Origin of the sequence: Streptomyces sp. NBC_01439 (assembly GCF_036227605.1) — a bacterium.
Lineage (GTDB): Bacteria > Actinomycetota > Actinomycetes > Streptomycetales > Streptomycetaceae > Streptomyces.
In genome coordinates this window covers 2697740-2714982 of the sequence record NZ_CP109487.1, presented here as the reverse complement: position 1 = coordinate 2714982, position 17243 = coordinate 2697740, and the positions used below count along the sequence as shown (strand labels likewise).

Annotated in this window: 11 protein-coding genes; 2 read left to right on the top strand and 9 right to left on the bottom strand. The window is 73.0% G+C overall.

Going from position 1 to position 17243, the window contains the following annotated elements; all coding sequences use genetic code 11:
* Positions 1-12 precede the first annotated feature (12 nt).
* Positions 13-249: an MbtH family protein gene (locus OG207_RS11880; protein WP_329098421.1), complete on the bottom strand. Its 237-nt coding sequence runs from the start codon at positions 247-249 to the stop codon at positions 13-15.
* A gap of 687 nt (positions 250-936) precedes the next feature.
* Here OG207_RS11880 and OG207_RS11875 point away from each other — a divergent pair.
* Complete coding sequence (locus OG207_RS11875) at positions 937-3183, top strand: MMPL family transporter (RefSeq protein WP_329098420.1); 2247 nt, start codon at positions 937-939, stop codon at positions 3181-3183.
* 72 nt (positions 3184-3255) lie between these two features.
* Here OG207_RS11875 and OG207_RS11870 read toward each other — a convergent pair whose 3' ends face one another.
* The 4 genes from OG207_RS11870 to OG207_RS11855 form a co-directional block, all read right to left on the bottom strand.
* Entirely contained in the window at positions 3256-5472 is a 2217-nt protein-coding gene (locus tag OG207_RS11870) for a protein kinase domain-containing protein (RefSeq protein WP_329098419.1), read from the bottom strand.
* A gap of 4 nt (positions 5473-5476) precedes the next feature.
* Positions 5477-6412 (bottom strand): serine/threonine protein kinase, encoded by a 936-nt coding sequence (locus OG207_RS11865; RefSeq protein WP_329098418.1) that lies wholly within the window; start codon positions 6410-6412, stop codon positions 5477-5479.
* 130 nt (positions 6413-6542) lie between these two features.
* Entirely contained in the window at positions 6543-8648 is a 2106-nt protein-coding gene (locus tag OG207_RS11860; RefSeq protein ID WP_329098416.1) for a serine/threonine-protein kinase, read from the bottom strand.
* Between the two features lie 153 nt (positions 8649-8801).
* Positions 8802-9257 (bottom strand): Lrp/AsnC family transcriptional regulator, encoded by a 456-nt coding sequence (locus tag OG207_RS11855; RefSeq protein WP_329098413.1) that lies wholly within the window; start codon positions 9255-9257, stop codon positions 8802-8804.
* 151 nt (positions 9258-9408) lie between these two features.
* Between OG207_RS11855 and OG207_RS11850 the strand changes: the two genes are divergently transcribed.
* Positions 9409-10410: an asparaginase gene (locus OG207_RS11850; protein ID WP_329098412.1), complete on the top strand. Its 1002-nt coding sequence runs from the start codon at positions 9409-9411 to the stop codon at positions 10408-10410.
* A gap of 115 nt (positions 10411-10525) precedes the next feature.
* Here the strand turns inward: OG207_RS11850 and meaB are convergent, their stop codons facing one another.
* The 4 genes from meaB to OG207_RS11830 are packed head-to-tail and all read right to left on the bottom strand — an operon-like array spanning position 10526 to position 16793.
* Positions 10526-11509 (bottom strand): methylmalonyl Co-A mutase-associated GTPase MeaB, encoded by a 984-nt coding sequence (gene meaB / locus OG207_RS11845; protein ID WP_329098411.1) that lies wholly within the window; start codon positions 11507-11509, stop codon positions 10526-10528.
* Between the two features lie 10 nt (positions 11510-11519).
* A complete protein-coding gene (gene scpA, locus OG207_RS11840) occupies positions 11520-13706 on the bottom strand; it encodes a methylmalonyl-CoA mutase (protein WP_329098410.1) in 2187 nt (728 codons plus the stop codon).
* Positions 13703-15568, bottom strand: a complete 1866-nt coding sequence (locus tag OG207_RS11835) for a methylmalonyl-CoA mutase family protein (protein WP_329098408.1) — start codon at positions 15566-15568, stop codon at positions 13703-13705. The genes scpA and OG207_RS11835 overlap by 4 nt, the downstream gene beginning before the upstream one ends.
* Positions 15552-16793: an ROK family transcriptional regulator gene (locus OG207_RS11830; protein ID WP_329107572.1), complete on the bottom strand. Its 1242-nt coding sequence runs from the start codon at positions 16791-16793 to the stop codon at positions 15552-15554. The genes OG207_RS11835 and OG207_RS11830 overlap by 17 nt, the downstream gene beginning before the upstream one ends.
* Positions 16794-17243: the final 450 nt, after the last annotated feature.

The window sequence follows — 17243 nt, the reverse complement described above, 5'->3', positions numbered from 1 at the left end:
CCCGATCTCACTTCATGCGATGCCCACGGAAGCCGGGTCCGCGGCCATCACGTCGCGCAGGCTCTTCGGGCGCAGGTCGGTCCAGTGCTCCTCGACGTGTTCCAGGCAGCGCTGGCGACTTTCCTCGCCGAATATGATGCGCCAGCCGGCGGGAACTTCAGCGAACGACGGCCACAGCGAGTGCTGTTCCTCTTCGTTCGCCAACACGTAGAACCGGCCGTCCGCGTCATCGAACGGGTTGCTGCTCATAGAACCACTCCAATTCGAGCCGTTCACGGTCCGCCTCCCGGTCGGGGAGCGGACCGTCATCCGTTGGTGGGGATGGAGTCGGCGAGACCGCCGCGCCCGATCATGGCATGAGCGTCACCAGCGCGGCCCGCGTTCTCTCCACCCCGCGCGTCAGGGCTTCCTGTCGGTCCATCAGCATCGCGTCGTGTCCTGGACGTAGTCCCTCGGTGATGCGCCTCCGCGACCGGCCATGCCGGCGGCCCGCGGTGCGGTGCTGGGTCGACGGCGAGCCGGTGGAACTTGACGGGGTCGACAACATCGCCCAGATGGAAACCGGCGTCATCGAGTCGCCGTCCGACTGTTGTGTGCCACTGTGGCGCCATGTGTGTCGAGGGTGGCGTCGGGGTGAGCGGCGCCCGCCCAGTGCCGCGCGTTCGCTCGTCCAGCGGGCTGCCTTCCGAGATGGGGGCCGTGTTCGGCCGACTGCCCGCACTCGCGCCGGGGCGGCACCGCGGCCGGGGGCGGGTGGCGCTTTTCGGCCACCTTGATGCGATGGCTCAGATGTGGCGCGACAGTGGCGCCATGTGTGTGCCATTCTGGCGTCATGAACCTCGGTGGCGCAGACCGTGACGCCGAGGGCGAGGCGCCCACCGTTGCCCACGCCGCGCCCGCTCGTTCCGTACCGATCCACACGGGAGTTCTTTCGCCATGGCCACCTTCCTGTACACAGTGGGCCGTCTCGCCTTCCGGCGACGAGACCTGGTGTCACTGCTCTGGCTCGCCGTCCTCGTCGGGTTCGGCGTCGCCGCCTCCACCGCACCGCCTCCACCCACCGACACGTTCTCGATGCCGGGTACGGAGTCGCAGAAGGCCTTCGACCTGTTGAAGGAGAAGTTCCCGGCCGTGAGCGTGGACGGCGCCACCGCCCGCGTGGTCGTCCGGGCGCCCGCCGGCGCGAAGCTCTCCGATCCCACCGAGAAGGTCAAGGTCGAAAGGCTCGTCGCTGCGCTGACCACGGCGCCGGACGTCGTGTCGGCCTCCGACCCCTTCCTGACCGGGGCCCTCAGCCAGGACGGCACCACGGCGTATGCCGTGGCCACGTACAAGGTCCCCGCCCTCAAGGTGACCGACGAGGCGCACGACGGCCTCGACAAGGCACTCGCGGACGCCCGGTCCACCGGACTGGTGGTCGAGGCAGGTGGTGACGCCATCACAGTGGACGGAGCGCCCGGCGGCGGCGCCGAAGGCATCGGCATCCTCGTCTCCGCCATCGTCCTGGTGCTCACCTTCGGCTCGATGATCGCCGCGGGCATGTCCCTGCTGACGGCCATCGTGGGCGTCGCCATCGGTGGCGCGGCCATCACCGCCCTCGGCAGCACCTTCGGACTGTCCAGCACGACGTCCACCCTCGCGCTGATGATCGGCCTCGCGGTCGGCATCGACTACGCCCTGTTCATCGTCTCCCGATACCGCTCCGAACTGGCCGAGGGCCGGGAGCGCCAGGACGCCGCGGGACGGGCCGTCGGTACGGCAGGCTCCGCCGTCGTCTTCGCCGGACTCACCGTCATCGTCGCCCTCGCGGGCCTCAGCGTGGTGAACATACCGATGCTCACCAAAATGGGCCTCGCCGCCGCCGGTACGGTCGCCGTCTCCGTGCTCATCGCGATCACCCTGGTGCCCGCCCTCCTCGGCTTCGCGCCGATCAAGGTCATGCCCCGCAGGGAACGCAAGATGCACTACGGCAAGCCGCTCACGGAGCGCCAGCAGCGCAAGGCCGACAAGCGGGCAGCGCGCCGGAAGCCGAACCTGGGTACCCGCTGGGCGACCTTCGTCGTCCGCCGCCCGCTGGCCGTCCTGCTCCTCGGCGTCGTGGGCCTCGGCGCCGTCGCCGTGCCCGCCGCGGGGCTCCAGCTCGGCCTGCCCGGCGAGGGCACCATGGCTGCGGACACCACGCAGCGCAAGGCGTACGACCTCCTGTCCGAGTCCTTCGGAGCCGGGTTCAACGGACCGCTGATGGTCACCGTCGAGGCCGCGGACGCGGTGACCGCGGCCGCCGTCGTGGGCAAGGAACTCGGGAAGGTCGAGGGCGTTGCAGCGGTGACCCCGGCCACGCCCAACGGCAAGGGCGACACCGCGGTCCTCACCCTCATCCCGAAGACCGGCCCCGCCGAGCACGAGACCGAGGAACTGGTCGGGAGGATCCGGGGCATCGCGGGCGGCCTCGGGGCCGACCACGGTGCCGAGGTCCTGGTGACCGGCCAGACCGCCCTGTTCATCGACTTCTCCCAAACCCTCGACGACGCGATGCTGCCGTACTTGGGGCTGGTCGTCGGACTCGCCTTCGTGCTGCTGGTGCTCGTCTTCCGCTCACTGCTCGTCCCGCTCAAGGCGGCCCTCGGTTTCCTGCTCTCCGTGAGCGCGGCCCTCGGCGCGGTCGTGGCCGTCTTCCAGTGGGGCTGGCTCTCGGACCTCTTCGGCATCGACCAGCCCGGCCCGATCATGAGCACGCTGCCGATCTTCATGATCGGTGTGGTGTTCGGTCTCGCGATGGACTACGAGGTCTTCCTCGTGACCCGGATGCGAGAGGCCTACGTGCACGGGGCGCGGCCCGACGAAGCGGTGGTCACCGGGTTCCGCTACGGCGGCCGGGTGGTCGGCGCCGCCGCAATCATCATGATCAGCGTCTTCTCCGGCTTCATCATGGAGGTGAACGTCTTCGTCAAGATGGTCGGCTTCAGCCTCGCCATCGCCGTCCTGTTCGACGCCTTCATCGTCCGCATGGCCCTGGTGCCCGCCCTGTTCGCCCTGCTCGGCCGGTCGGCCTGGTGGCTGCCCCGCTGGCTCGACCGACTCCTGCCGAACATGGACGTCGAGGGCGAGAAGCTCGGCCGGACGACCCCCGGCCCGGCGCTGCCCACCCAGCCGCGGGAGCAGGAGGCCCGCGTGGCGGGCTGATGATCCACCGAACGGAACGCCCGTACGCCGACGGCCCCGAGCCGCCGGCGTACGGGCGTTCCCGCTGCGGCCCTACGGGAGCGGGAGGGCGATCAGTTTCTTCTCCTCGCGAAGGTAGAGCCGCTTGCCGTCCGGATCCGGCGTCAGGGCGTAGGCGTTCGTCGGGTAGCGCCAGACCGGGGCCTGGGTGCGGATGCGGACGGCTCGCAGACCCGCCCCGTCCATGGTGTAGATGTGGCTCGGGGTGACCACGGGGGCGAGGTCGCGGTTCGGGTTCGCACCCTCCGGCAGGATGTCCATCCACTGCAACGTGCCGAAGGCGGCGCTGATGGCGACGACGCCGCGTGTGCCCTCCACGGCGTAGACGATCCCGTCGCGGACGCTCGGTGTGCCGTACCGGCGCCGGGCGCCGACCTCGCCCGCGTCCCGGTTCGCGCCGAAGACCCAGGCGGATTCGCCGTCGGTGAGCCGCAGCGCGTGCACCTTCTCGGCGCCGATGTACACGCGGTCGTCATCCGTGGCCAGCTGGTCCGGCGTGGCGCCCGGCCCGTCCAGCGACACGGCCCAGCGCACGGCGCCGCTACCGGCGTCGTGCAGCGACAACCGGGAGGCGTCGCCCGTCTCGCCGCGATGCCACAGCAGAACCCCTCCGCGTACGGCCTTGACGCGGACGGGGGAGGGGCGCCCGAGTTCCACCTGCTGCTGGGTGGGGGCCGGCGTCGGCTGTCGCCACAGTTCCTTGCCGGTCTTCAGGCTCGCGGCCAGCACGGACCACTGGTCGCCGGCGGCCGCCTTGGCACACAGGAACACGGTGTCGCCGGCCACCCCGAGGATCTGGTTGAGCGCGTTCGTACCGTCGTACGCGCCCAGTTGGACGAGCGGCGCCTGCTCCTTGCCGTTCTCCAGGTCCAGGGATAGCACCGCGAGGGCCTTGTCCGCGGCGTCCGGCTTCCTGACCGCGTAGAGGGTCTTCCCGTCGGTGGCGACGCGCCAGCCGCGCGAGAACCCCTGGACGTCCCTCAGGCGCTTGCCGTCCTGTTGGTAGATCCCGGTGGTCGTGGTTCCGGTGGCTGCGACGAGCATGCCGTTCACCGACAGCGGGGCGTCGCCCGTCACAGGGACTGCCAGTTCGACCTTCCACAGCTCGTCCGGCGGTGACTCCAGGGCGGGCTGTCCGGCGTCCGCCGCTCCGTTCCCGTCTTCGGCGCGGCTGTCGAGCCAGGCCCACAGCCCGCCCCCCGCCGCGAGCGCGAGGGCGCCGGCCGCGGCCCCGGAGACCGCGAACAGTCTGCGGCGCGACATGCCGGCGTCGTCGGCGACGACAGGGTCCGCCTCCCCGCGGGGGGCCGGCAGTCGCGGCGGGGGCTCCTGCCACACGGCCGCGGCGCGCCGGGCGATGTCCGCGAGCACCGGCTGGGGCAGCCGGTCCGCGAACGGGCCGCCGCCGGGAGCGAGGAGGTCCGCCAGCTCGGCCGTCGTGGGGCGCTGCGCAGGGTCCTTGGACAGGCAGCGGGCGAGCAGCGGAGCCAGTGCCGCCGGAACGCGTCCCAGGTCGGGTTCCGCGTACCGCACCCGGTAGAGCAGGTCCGCGGCCTGCCCACTGCCGAAGGGGCCGTGCCCACCGGCCGCGAACACCAGGACGCCGGCGAGCGCGAACACGTCGCCGGCCGGGGTGTGTTCGAGGCCGCCGGCCTGCTCGGGCGACATGAAGGCGGGCGTGCCGGCCGCGGCCCCGGTGCGGGTCAGCCGTTCGTCGCCGAGGGCGCGCGCGATGCCGAAGTCGATGACCTTGGGCCCGGCGGCCGTGACCATGACGTTGGAGGGCTTGAGGTCGCGGTGCACCACGTCCGATCGGTGCAGCTGGCCCAGCGCCCGGGCGAGGTCCGCGCCCAGGGCGCGCACGCACGGCTCGGGCAGCGGGCCGGCCAGCCCCACCGCTTCGTCCAGTGGCGGCCCGATGACGTACTCGGTGGCCAGCCACGGCGTGCCGGCCAGGGCGTCCGCGGCGAACACCCGGGCCCCGTAACGGTCGCCGATGACCCGGGCCGCGTCCGCCTCCAACCGGAACCGGGTACGGAAGGCGGTGTCGGCGGCGATCCGGGCGTGGACCGTCTTCAGTGCGACCGTCCGCCCGGCCGCCGAACGGGCCAGGTAGACGGTGCCCATGCCGCCGCTGCCGAGCCGGGCGAGCAGCCGGAAGTCGCCGAGGTGCTGCGGATCGTCGTGCGTGAGCGGTGCGAGCGGTGCGAGCGGTGCGAGCGGGGCGGGCGGTACGAGCGGGGCGGACATCGGGTCAGTGCACCTTCTGGGCCGTGGCGAACGGCTTTTGCGGGGAGGGGAGTTCCGCCGCGAGCAGCGCGGCGGACTGGGCGGCGAGCGCGGCAACGACCCGGCCCGGCAACGGTACGGCTCCGTGGTCGAGGACCGTTCCGGCCTGCGCGTACGGGTCCTCGGACGCGGCGGAGCCCGCCCAGGGGGACACGAGTTCGCCCAGCACTTCCCGCGCGGACTGCGGCCGGACCGCCGGGTCGGAGGACAGGCAGGTTCCGACCAGCGTCCGCAGCCCCGGCGGCAGTTCGCTCTGCTCGGGCACGGTGTGGCCGGTCGAGGCGTAGGCGAGGACGGCGCCCAGTGCGAAGACGTCCCCGAGCGGCCCCGGGCGGCCTCCCGACGCCTGCTCCGGGGCCAGGCAGCCCGGATCGAGCCCGGGCAGCCCCGTCCGCCGCGTCCCGTCGGGAGCCGCGGCCCGCAGGGCACCGAAGCAGGTCAGCAGCGGTCCCGCCGCGGTGACCAGCACGGCGGCCGGTGACAGCCCCGCGTGGGTCATCCCCTGGGCGTGTCCGGCGGTCAGTCCTTCCGCAAGTGCGGCGCCGAGCCTACGGACGGTGTCCTCGGGCAGCGGCCCGCCGTACGCGGCGAGCACGGCCGGCAGCGGCAGCACGGGCGTGTACGGGGACGCGTACCAGGGGAAGCCGGCCGTGCCGCCCACCTCCTCGATGCGCAGGAAGCGGGGCACGGACGACCGCCGGGCGCCTTCGGCCTCGATCGCCCACCGGGACGGGTCGGCGCCGACCCGGGGCACGCAGACGAGGACGGTGCGCTGCCCGTCGGCGGTGCGCCCGAGGTAGCGGCGCTCGGGAACGGTGCGTTCGGCGGTCTCGGAGTCGAGCCGGGCCAGGATCGCGTACGGCCCGACGTGCGACGGGTCGTCGTGGCGAAGGCGTTCCATGGGCGCTCTCCCGAGTCGGTTGATCGGCCCCGAGCCTAAGCGGTGCCTGCCGGGGCGCTTGAACCGGGCGGGAACCGCGTGCGGGGGAACGGGCGGGGGAAGGTGCGGGGGAACGTGCGGGGAGCGCGCCTCACTTCTCGATGGTGGGCATGGCCGTGAGCTTCCCGTCGTTGACGAGGAAGACGCGGTTCCCCGCGCCGGACATGCCCCAGGGGCCGCGCGATTCGGGCGACCAGGTCCAGAACCGGCGGCCGGCGACGACGGAGTGGGCCGAGACGCCCTGCCCGTCCCCCTGAACGACCCAGACCGTACCGGCCTGCACGACGGGGGGAGTGTGCGGCACCGGCCCCCGAGCGGTGCGGTCCCGCGGGAACGGCCCGCCGAGCTTCATGTTCGCCTCGGTCAGCTCCGTACCGTTCATCGCGAACACGCTGGCGTCCTTGACGACGGCCGGGCCCCAACCGCCGGCCCCCTGCTGCGGCGCCTCGACGGCCTTGATCTCCTCCCAGATCCGGTCGCCCGTCCTGATGTCCAGGGCCGAAAGGTCGCGCCCGCCGAGGTAGACGACGTCGTTCACGACGAGCGGCTGCACGGCGGACTTCGCCTGGCCGCCGAGCCGCCAGACCGTGCTTCCGGAAGCGGTGTCGACGGTGATGACGTCCCCGTCGGCGCCGAAGAACACCAGTCGGTCCATGCCGACCGCGGCCCGCGGCCCGGGTGCCTTCACCGCTGCCCCGGGCAGCGGCACCGTCCAGCGGACCTTGCGTCCGGCGGTGTCCACGGCACGCAGCTCCCCGCCCCGCGTCACCAGGTAGACCGCCGATGCGTCCGCGGCCAGGATGCGTCCGGTGTCGGCGCCCACCACCGACCATTCCTGCCTGCTGGTGGAGGCTTCGAAGCAGAGCAGCGCCCCGCCGGAGCCCGCGGTCACGAACCGGTTGCCGGGCAGTGCGACGAGTCCGGCGGCCGGCCGGACGTCGGGCAGCCGCCACTTCTCCTTGCCGTCGGTCGTCAGACGCGCCGCGAGGCCGCCGCCCGCGGCCGCGAAGACGACCACGTCGAGTACCGGCAGCGGGGTGGTGACCACGCCGTCGACCGGTCCCGCCGCCACGGGCAGCGGACCCCACAGCTCGCCCGGAGGCGTCCCGTGCCGCCCGACGAGGATCGACAGCGCCTCGGCGTCCCTGGCCGGTCCGGCCGGGGGGATCTCGCGCGGTTCCTCGCGCAGCAGCCACCAGGCGCCCGTGGCACCGCCGGAGGCGGCCAGGACGCCGCCCGCCACCAGCGCGCTGCGCAGCAGCCGCCTGCGGGACGGCCCGGTACCGGCTCCGGATTCCTGCCCGACGACCGCGGCCTGCCGGTCGGCCTCGGCTCCCCGGCGCTCGATGTCCTCGGCCAGGGCTCCGGTGCGCCAGATCCGGTCCGCTCCCGGCGGCGGCGCGAAGGCACCCGCGATCTGCTCGGGGGTCGGGCGGTGCGCGGGGTCCTTGGCGAGGCAGGGGGCGATCAGCTGCCGCAACTCGGGCGGTACGGAGTCCAGTTGCGGCTCCCCGTGCACCACCTCGTACTGCACGGCGGCCACGTGGGTCCCGTCGAAGGTGCGCTGTCCGGTGGCCGCGTACGCCAGGACCGCACCCAGCGAGAAGATGTCCGCGGCCGGGCCGACGCGCTGGCCGAGCACCTGCTCGGGGGCGCCGTACCCGGGGGTGACCGGCACCTGGCCCGTCGTGGTGAGCGTCAGCCCGTGCTCGGGTCGTGCGATGCCGAAGTCGATGACGCGCGGTCCCGCCGAGGTGAGCACGATGTTGGCCGGCTTCAGGTCGCGGTGGACCAGCCCGGCCGTGTGGATGTCCCGCAGGGTGGCGGCGAGCGGGGCGGCGAGCGCGCGTACGCCGTCGGCGCCGAACGGCCCGTACTGGCGCACCGCGTCGTCGAGGGTGGGTCCGGTCAGGAACTCGGTGGCGATCCAGGGCCGGCCGTCGTGGTCGTCGACCTGCGCGTTCAGGACGCGGGCGACGCCGCCGCTGGTGACCGCCTGGGCGGTGTGCGCCTCGCGCAGGAAGCGCTGGACGAGGTGCGGGTCGTGCGCGAGCTCGGGCAGCAGCACCTTGACGGCCGCGGTACGGCCGCCGTCCTCCCGGCCGAAGTACACCTTGCCCATGCCGCCTTCACCGAGGACGCCGAGGACGCGGTACGGACCGAGCCGGATCGGATCACCGGCGCCGAGGGGTTTCATTGGGTGCTGCTTCCTGTTCCTGTTGGTCCGGGCCCGCCGTCCGGGCCCGGGTACGTGCGTGAGTGCCAGAGTGCGCGAGTGAGCGAGTTCCCGGGTTCATGGGCTCACGGGTTCATGGGCTCACGGGTTCATGGGTTCGCGGGGGCGCCCACGTCAGTGACCGACGGGCAGGCCGTTCGGTTCCTTGATGCGCTTCATGATGATCTGCGAGTTGACCTCGGTGATACCGGTGAGGGCCGTCAACTTCTCGATCCACAGGCGCTCGTAGGCCCGCAGGTCGGCGACGGCGATCCGCAGCAGGCAGCCGGGACTGCCGAAGAGGCGGTAGGCCTCGATGACGTCCGGGATGTCCTGGAGGGCCGCCTCGAAGGCCTCGACCGCCTCCCGGTCGCGCCGCACCTCGACCGAGACGAGCACCTCGAAGCCGCGGTCCACCGCGTCGGGGGAGATCACGGCCCGATAGCCCTGGATCACCCCGTCCTGTTCCAGCTGGCGCACCCGGCGCATGCAGGGGGAAGGGGTCAGTCCCACGCGCTGGGCGAGTTCTTGGTTGGTCAGGCGGCCATCGGCCTGGAGCTCGCGCAAGATATCTCGGTCAATGGCATCCATGACGCAATTATCACCCAGTGTTTGTGAACAGGCCTGAGGGAATGCGCAATCACATTGCGCGTAGATCGCTCTATCATTGCTGCTTTGAGTACATATGTACGAGTGACGTACTAGTGACACGAGTGACTCGAGTGAAGGGCGGCCACGGCCGATGGGACGGATCGTCGTGATCAGCACCGGCGGAACGATAGCCAGCCGCTGGCAGGGTTCCGGCTTCGCAGCGGACGCCGACGGGAACGAGGTGATCGCCACCGCACCGCTTCCCGAGGGCATCACCGTCGAACTGGTCGACCTGTTCAGCGTGAACAGCCCGCGACTCACCACCGCGCACCAGCTCACCCTGCTCCGCACCGTGCACGAGGTGCTCGCCGACCCCGGCGTGGACGGCATCGTCGTCACGCACGGCACCGACACCCTGGAGGAGTCGGCGTTCTTCCTCGACCTCCACCACCACGACCCGCGCTCCGTGGTCTTCACCGGCTCGCAGCGCCCCATGGGCACCGCCGACGGGGACGGTCCGGGGAACCTCTACGACGCCCTGCTCACCGCCGCGAACACGCGCGGACTCGGCGTGCTGATCGCCTTCGCCGGTCGGGTGCACGCCGCCCGCGGCACGGTGAAGACCCAGGCCGTGGAGCTGGACGCGTTCGCCGACCCCTCGAAGGAGCTCTTCGGGAAGATCGGCTTCGGCAAGGTCACCATCCTGCGCACCCCGCAGCGCCCGGCGCCGCTCCCGTTGCCCGCGATGCCGGAGCTCCCGCCGCGCGTGGACGTGGTGGTCCACCACGCCAACGGTGACGCGGTCCTGCTGAACGCCGCCGTCGAGGCAGGCGCGCGCGGCATCGTCCTCGTCGGGACCGGCGCGGGCAATGCCACTCCGGAGATCGTGGAGGCCGTCCGCGCCGCCGTCGGCCGCGGGGTCCTGGTCGCGCTGACCACCCGCGTCATGGCCGGACCGGTCACCGAGATCTACACGCACGGCGGGGCGGTGGACCTGGTGGCCGCCGGAGCCGTGCCGACCGGAACCCTGCGCGCCGGACAGGCCCGCATCGCGGTCCTGTCCGCGCTGCTCGCCACCGAGAACCCGGTGGAGCAGACCCGCGTCCTGCGACTCGCCGTGAACGAGGCGGGCCCGGTCCTGGCCGAGGTCTGACCCGCAGCGCGTCTGCCGGTGGCCCGCCGGCGGGGCTGGAAAACCAACCCCGCCGGCGTTTGAGGCGCGCCGTTGCGGGGGCGGAGCCCCCGCAACGGCGCCGCACGCACACGGGTCAGGCCCGGCCGAACGCCGCCAGGATCTGGTCCGCCGCAGATGTCGCAGTGACCGTGCCCGCCCGGACCGCGGCCTCCAGGCCCGGCGCGAGTTCCCGTACCGCCGGGTCCGCCCGCAGGCGTTCCAGCAGTTCGTCGCGGACCATCGACCAGGTCCACTCCACCTGCTGCGCAGCCCGCTTCGCCGCCAGCCGGCCCCCCGTCTCCAGCAGGGTCCGGTGCTGCTCCAGCCGGCTCCACACCTCGTCCAGCCCGGTCGACTCCCGCGCGCTGCACGTCAGGACCGGCGGGGTCCAGGCCGCGTCCACCGGGTGCATCAGCCGCAGCGCACCCGACAGTTCGCGGGCCGCGGCCTTCGCGTCCCGCTCGTGCGGGCCGTCCGCCTTGTTCACCGCCAGCACGTCCGCCAGCTCCAGGACGCCCTTCTTGATGCCCTGCAGCTGGTCGCCCGTACGGGCCAGGGACAGCAGCAGGAACGAGTCGACCATCCCGGCCACCGTGGTCTCCGACTGGCCCACGCCGACCGTCTCGACGAGGACCACGTCGTAGCCCGCCGCCTCCATCACGATCATCGACTCGCGGGTGGCCTTGGCGACCCCGCCCAGCGTGCCCGCCGACGGCGACGGCCGCACGAAGGCCGCCGGGTCCACCGACAGCCGCTCCATCCGGGTCTTGTCACCCAGGATGGAGCCGCCCGTGCGCGTCGACGACGGGTCCACCGCGAGCACCGCCACCCGGTGGCCGAGCCCCGTCAGCATCGTGCCGAACGCGTCGATGAAGGTGGACTTGCCCACCCCCGGCACACCGCTGATGCCGATCCGGCGGGCCCGGCCCGTGTGCGGCAGCAGCTCCGTCAACAGCCCCTGCGCCAGCACCCGGTGTGCCGGCAGGGTGGACTCGACGAGGGTGATCGCACGCGCGATGAACGCGCGCTTCCCGTCGAGCACCCCCTTCGCGTACGCCTCGATGTCGATCTTCGGCACCGGCGCCCGCCTACAGCTCGTGGCCCAGGTCCGCGGCCAGCCGCGTCACCAGGTCGTGGGCCGCGTCCGGGATCACCGTGCCCGGCGGGAAGACCGCCGTCGCGCCCATCTCCAGCAGCGTCGGGACATCGGCCGGCGGGATCACCCCACCCACGACGATCATGATGTCCTCGCGGCCCTCCTCCGCCAGCTGCTCGCGCAGCGCCGGTACGAGGGTCAGGTGACCGGCCGCCAGCGACGACACGCCCACCACGTGGACGTCCGCCTCGACGGCCTGACGGGCCACCTCCGCCGGGGTCTGGAACAGCGGGCCGACGTCCACGTCGAAGCCCAGGTCGGCGAAGGCCGTCGCGATCACCTTCTGGCCGCGGTCGTGCCCGTCCTGGCCCATCTTGGCGACCAGGATGCGCGGACGACGTCCCTCCGCCTCCTCGAACCGGTCCACCAGCGCACGGGTGCGCTCCACCGACGGGGACTCGCCCGCTTCGTTTCGGTACACGCCCGCGATCGTACGGATCTGGCTCGCGTGCCGCCCGTACACCTTCTCCAATGCGTCCGAGATCTCACCCACGGTCGCCTTGGCGCGCGCCGCGTCCACCGCCAGGGCCAGCAGGTTGCCGTCGCCGCGCTCCGCCGCGTTCGTCAGCGCCCGCAGGGTGTCCTGCGTGACCGCCTCGTCGCGCTCCTCGCGCAGCCGCCGCAGCTTGGCGATCTGCTGCGCGCGCACGGAGGAGTTGTCGACCTTCAGGACGTCGATCGCCTCGTCGTTCTCCACGCGGTACTTGTTGACGCCGATCACCGGCTGGCGGCCCGAGTCGATCCGCGCCTGCGTGCGCGCCGCGGCCTCCTCCACGCGCAGCTTCGGGATGCCCGCGTCGATGGCCTGCGCCATGCCGCCGGCCGCCTCGACCTCCTCGATGTGCTGCCAGGCCCGCCGGGCCAGGTCGTACGTCAGCTTCTCGACGTACGCACTGCCGCCCCACGGGTCGATCGACCGGCAGGTCCCCGACTCCTGCTGGAGCAGCAGCTGGGTGTTGCGGGCGATGCGCGCCGAGAAGTCCGTCGGCAGCGCGAGCGCCTCGTCGAGGGCGTTGGTGTGCAACGACTGGGTGTGGCCCTGGGTCGCCGCCATCGCCTCGATGCAGGTGCGCGTCACGTTGTTGAAGACGTCCTGCGCGGTCAGCGACCAACCCGAGGTCTGCGAATGTGTGCGCAGCGAGAGCGACTTGGCGTTCTTCGGGTCGAACTGCTTGACCAGGCGCGCCCACAGCAGGCGGGCCGCGCGCAGCTTGGCAACCTCCATGAAGAAGTTCATGCCGATCGCCCAGAAGAACGACAGCCGCGGTGCGAACGCGTCCACGTCCAGTCCCACCGCCTGCCCGGCCCGCAGGTACTCCACGCCGTCCGCGAGGGTGTACGCCAGCTCCAGGTCGGCCGTGGCACCGGCCTCCTGGATGTGGTAGCCGGAGATGGAGATCGAGTTGTACCGCGGCATCTTCTGCGAGGTGAACGCGAAGATGTCGGAGATGATCCGCATGGAGGGTCCCGGCGGATAGATGTAGGTGTTGCGGACCATGAACTCCTTGAGGATGTCGTTCTGGATGGTCCCGGCGAGCTTGTCGGGGGAGACGCCCTGCTCCTCCGCCGCCACGATGTAGAGCGCGAGGACCGGCAGCACCGCGCCGTTCATCGTCATCGACACCGACATCTTGTCCAGCGGGATCCCGTCGAACAGCTGCCGCATGTCGTAGATCGAGTCGATCGCCACGCCCGCCATGCCGACGTCACCGGTCACGCGCGGGTGGTCGCTGTCGTAGCCGCGGTGCGTCGGCAGGTCGAAGGCCACCGACAGGCCCTTCTGGCCGGACGCCAGGTTGCGCCGGTAGAAGGCGTTCGACTCCTCGGCCGTGGAGAAGCCGGCGTACTGCCGGATCGTCCAGGGCTGGTTGACGTACATCGTCGGGTACGGGCCGCGCAGGTACGGGGCCACGCCCGGGTACGTCCGCAGGAAGTCCAGGCCCTCCAGGTCACGCCCGGTGTACAGCGGCTTGACGCCGATGCCCTCGGGCGTCTCCCACAGCAGGTCGGCGGCCGCGGTGCCGGCGGACTCCTTCACCGCGGAGCGCCACTGCTCCTCGGACACCCCGGCGACGGCGGTGGGGTCGAGCGCCAGCTCGGAGAAATCGGGGATGCTCATGCGGGCACTCCCATCCGGTCGAGTACGGAGGACAGCACGGCGACGGCGTCACAGCCGGCGAAGACGTACTCGTCCACGGAAGCCCCAGCCGTGCCCGGCTTGCCGGCGAGGAAGACGGTCGTGGCGCCCGCCGCGCGCAGCGCGCCGGCCACCGCCTCGGCCTGCTCCTCGTACAGCGCGTCGCTGGAGCAGAGCACGGCCATGCCGTCCGCCCCGCTCGCGGCGTACGCCTCGGCGGCCGTCGCCGGGTCCACCGACACCGGGTCGTGCACGGGTTCGATGCCGCCCGCCTGGAACAGGTTCGAGGCGAAGGTGGCGCGCGCGGTGTGCGCGGCCGCCGGGCCCAGCGCGGCGAGGAAGATCCTCGGCCGGGCGCCGGTCGCCGCCAGGTGCGCGTCGCTGCGGGCGCGCAGGGCCTCGTACGCCTCGTCGCGCCGCACGCGCGGCAGCCCGCCGGTGGGGGCCGCGGGCGCGGGCTCGCGGACGACCGGCTTCTCCGAGAGCAGCGGGAACTCGCTGACGCCGGTGATCGGTTCGCGACGCTTGGCCAGCTTCTTGGAGCGCGCGGCCCAGGTGGCGGCGAGCCGTTCGGCGACCAGCCCGGAGCGCAGGGCGGCGGCCTGACCGCCGGCCTTCTCCACGGTCTGGAAGAACTGCCACGCGGCGTGGGCGAGCTCGTCGGTGAGGCGCTCCACGTAGTAGGAGCCGCCCGCCGGGTCGATCACCCGGGCCAGGTGCGACTCCTCCAGCAGGATGGTGGAGGTGTTCCGGGAGATCCGGCGCGCGAAGGCGTCCGGCAGGCCCAGCTCGCTGTCGAAGGGGAGCACGGTGACCGAGTCGGCGCCGCCGACGCCCGCGGCCATGCAGGCCACGGTGGTGCGCAGCATGTTCACCCACGGGTCGCGGCGGGTCATCATCACCGGCGAGGTCACGGCGTGCTGGAGCTGGGCACCCGCCTCCGGGGCCCCCGAGGCCCCGGCGATACGGGCCCACAGCCGGCGCGCGGCCCGCAGCTTGGCGATGGTCAGGAACTGGTCCGCGGTGGCGGCGTAGCGGAACTCCAGCTGTCCGAGCGCCGCTTCGGTGCTCAGCCCGGCTTCGGTCAGCGCGCGCAGGTAGGCGACTCCGGTGGCCAGGGACAGGCCCAGTTCCTCGGCGGCGCTGCCGCCGGCCTCGTGGTACGGCAGTGCGTCCACGGTCAGGGCGCGCACCCCGGGCCAACCCGCGGCGGCCTCCACGGCCAGCTCGACCGCGTCGGCCACGTCCAGTGCCTCACCCGTACGGGCCTCGTGGCCCAGGGGGTCGGCGCCCAGCGAGGCCCGAGCGGCCTCGGGGGCCACCGCGCGCTCGGTGAACAGACGCAGCAACGCGCGTGAGGCCTCGGCGTATTGGGCCCCGGCGTCCAGGGTGATGGGGGCGAGGTCCAGGTAGACCCCGTCCAGCGCCCGGGCGAGGCCCTCGACGGGGAGACCGCCCCGGCCCACGGTGAGCCAGAGGGAGGTGACCCCGTTCTCCAGATCGGCGAGGGCCGCCTCGTTCACGCGTACCGGATCCGTGCCCGCGAGGCGCTGGCGCACGTCCCAGCCGTTCGCGGTGGTGCCTTCCGGCCTGCCCCCGCGGACGAACGGGGCGAAGCCGGGGAAACCGGTGTCGGGGGCCGCCCCGTCGGGCGGCGCGGTGTACAGCGGGCGCGTGGTGAGCCCGTCCTCGATTGGGGTGGACAACGCGTCTTCTGCGGCCTCGCCGGAGACTTCCTTGCCCGACTTGCGCAGTACGCCTTCTACAAGGCGCTGCCACTGCTCATGCGTCGCGTCAGGGAACTCGGCGGCCAGGGAGAGCCCGTCGTCAGGCAGGACCGTCATGGCTCGAATGTAGGGGAGCGCGCTCAGGTGGCACCATACCGGTGGGTGTGATCTCGCCCTCTCGGGCCATGCCGAAGGGGTCCTGGAACACCCGGCTGAGCAGCACGGTTGCCGCCGCCTCCGGGAGCACGGCGGGTCCCGCGTGCGGCACCACGATCCGCTCGGGATCGTCGCAGACGTGCGAGAGCTCCACCGCGGCGGCCCGGATCTCCTCCAGGTATCCCTCGTCGAGGACGCTCGCCAGCTCGGTCACGACCATGACCGCCGGATTGAAGACATCCAACAGAAGGGCGGCCGCGCGGCCCACCGCGCGGGCGCGCTCGCGCAGCAGCCGGTCGGCGCGCGGATCGCCGGTGGCGGCCGCGTCCACCAGCAGGTTCACCGACGGGTCCGGCACGATGCCGCGGCGCACGGCCTCGGTGCCCAGCGCGGTGTCGGACGCGGTCGCCTCCAGGCAGCCGGTACGCCCGCACGCGCACGGGGCCTGCGAGCGCGGCACCGGCAGATGGGCCACGTCGCCGGCCGCCGCGCCCGGACCCTGGTGCACGGTCCCCTCGATCCCGAAGGCGGCGTCGACGACCCGGCCGATGAACAGGTGCACGAGGCTCCGGCGGGCCTCGGGCCGGCCGAAGAGGATCTCGGCCCGTGCGACGGCCCGGGCATGGTTGTCGACCCACACCGGCAGCCCGAGTGCGGCCGACAGCTCAGCGGCCAGCGGCTTGCGGTTCCATCCCAGCGCGGGGTGCCGCACGACGGTCCCCTCGTCCGGGCCGACCCATCCGCCGAGGGCCGCACCGACGCCGAGGAGCGGCCGCCCGGAGTCGTACGCGCGGAGGAAGCGGCCGAGTTCGGAGGCGATCTCGGCGGACAGCCCGTCCGCCGGGCGCCCCTCGTGGGGGAAGGACCGCCGGGCGAGCAGCTGCCCCCGCAGGTCGACGAGGCTGAAGGTCGAATGCGGCACCCCGATGTGCAGCCCGGCGGCGACCGGCCCGCCGACGGCCCCGGTGTGCAGGTCCAGCGGGATCCGCGGCCGCCCCACCCCGCCGCCGGGCCCGGGCAGCTCGCGCAGCAGCCCGGCCCGGAGCAGCCCGGTGGTCTGCCGGGACACGGCGGCGGGACTCAGCCCGCACAGCGGGGCGATCGCGCTGCGCGCGACCGGGCCGTGGTCGAGCACCGTCCGCAGCACGGTGGCGGCATTGGCGGCGGCCCGGCTGTCACCGGCCATACGCGTCACGCGGTCTCCTCGGGGGTGAGGGGTGGGGGTGTGTCCCCCGATCATGCCGGTTCCCTTGCGGGGACCGGGCCGTCCGGTCCGGATCGTGCCCGGGCCGTTCGGTGCGTTACGTCGCAAGGCCGGACGGACGAGTCGCAGGGCGTGTGCGCACGGCGCGACGACGCGGTGAGCGTGTGTGGCGGGTCCCGTGGGCCGGCCGCCCGCGGGGCCGGGACCCTCGGGCACGCCCGGGGCCGGCTGGACGGGCCACGGGGCGCGTGCGCACAGCGGCGGCGGCAATGTGTGCGTGGCGCGGCCATGCGGCGAGAGCGCGAGGCGGGTCCCGTGGGCCGGCCGCCTACGGGGTCGGGGCCTTCGGGCATGCCCCGGGCCGGCCGGACGAGCCGCAGGGGGTGTGCGCACAGCGGTGGCGGTCGTATTGCGCGCGTGGCGAGATCTCGC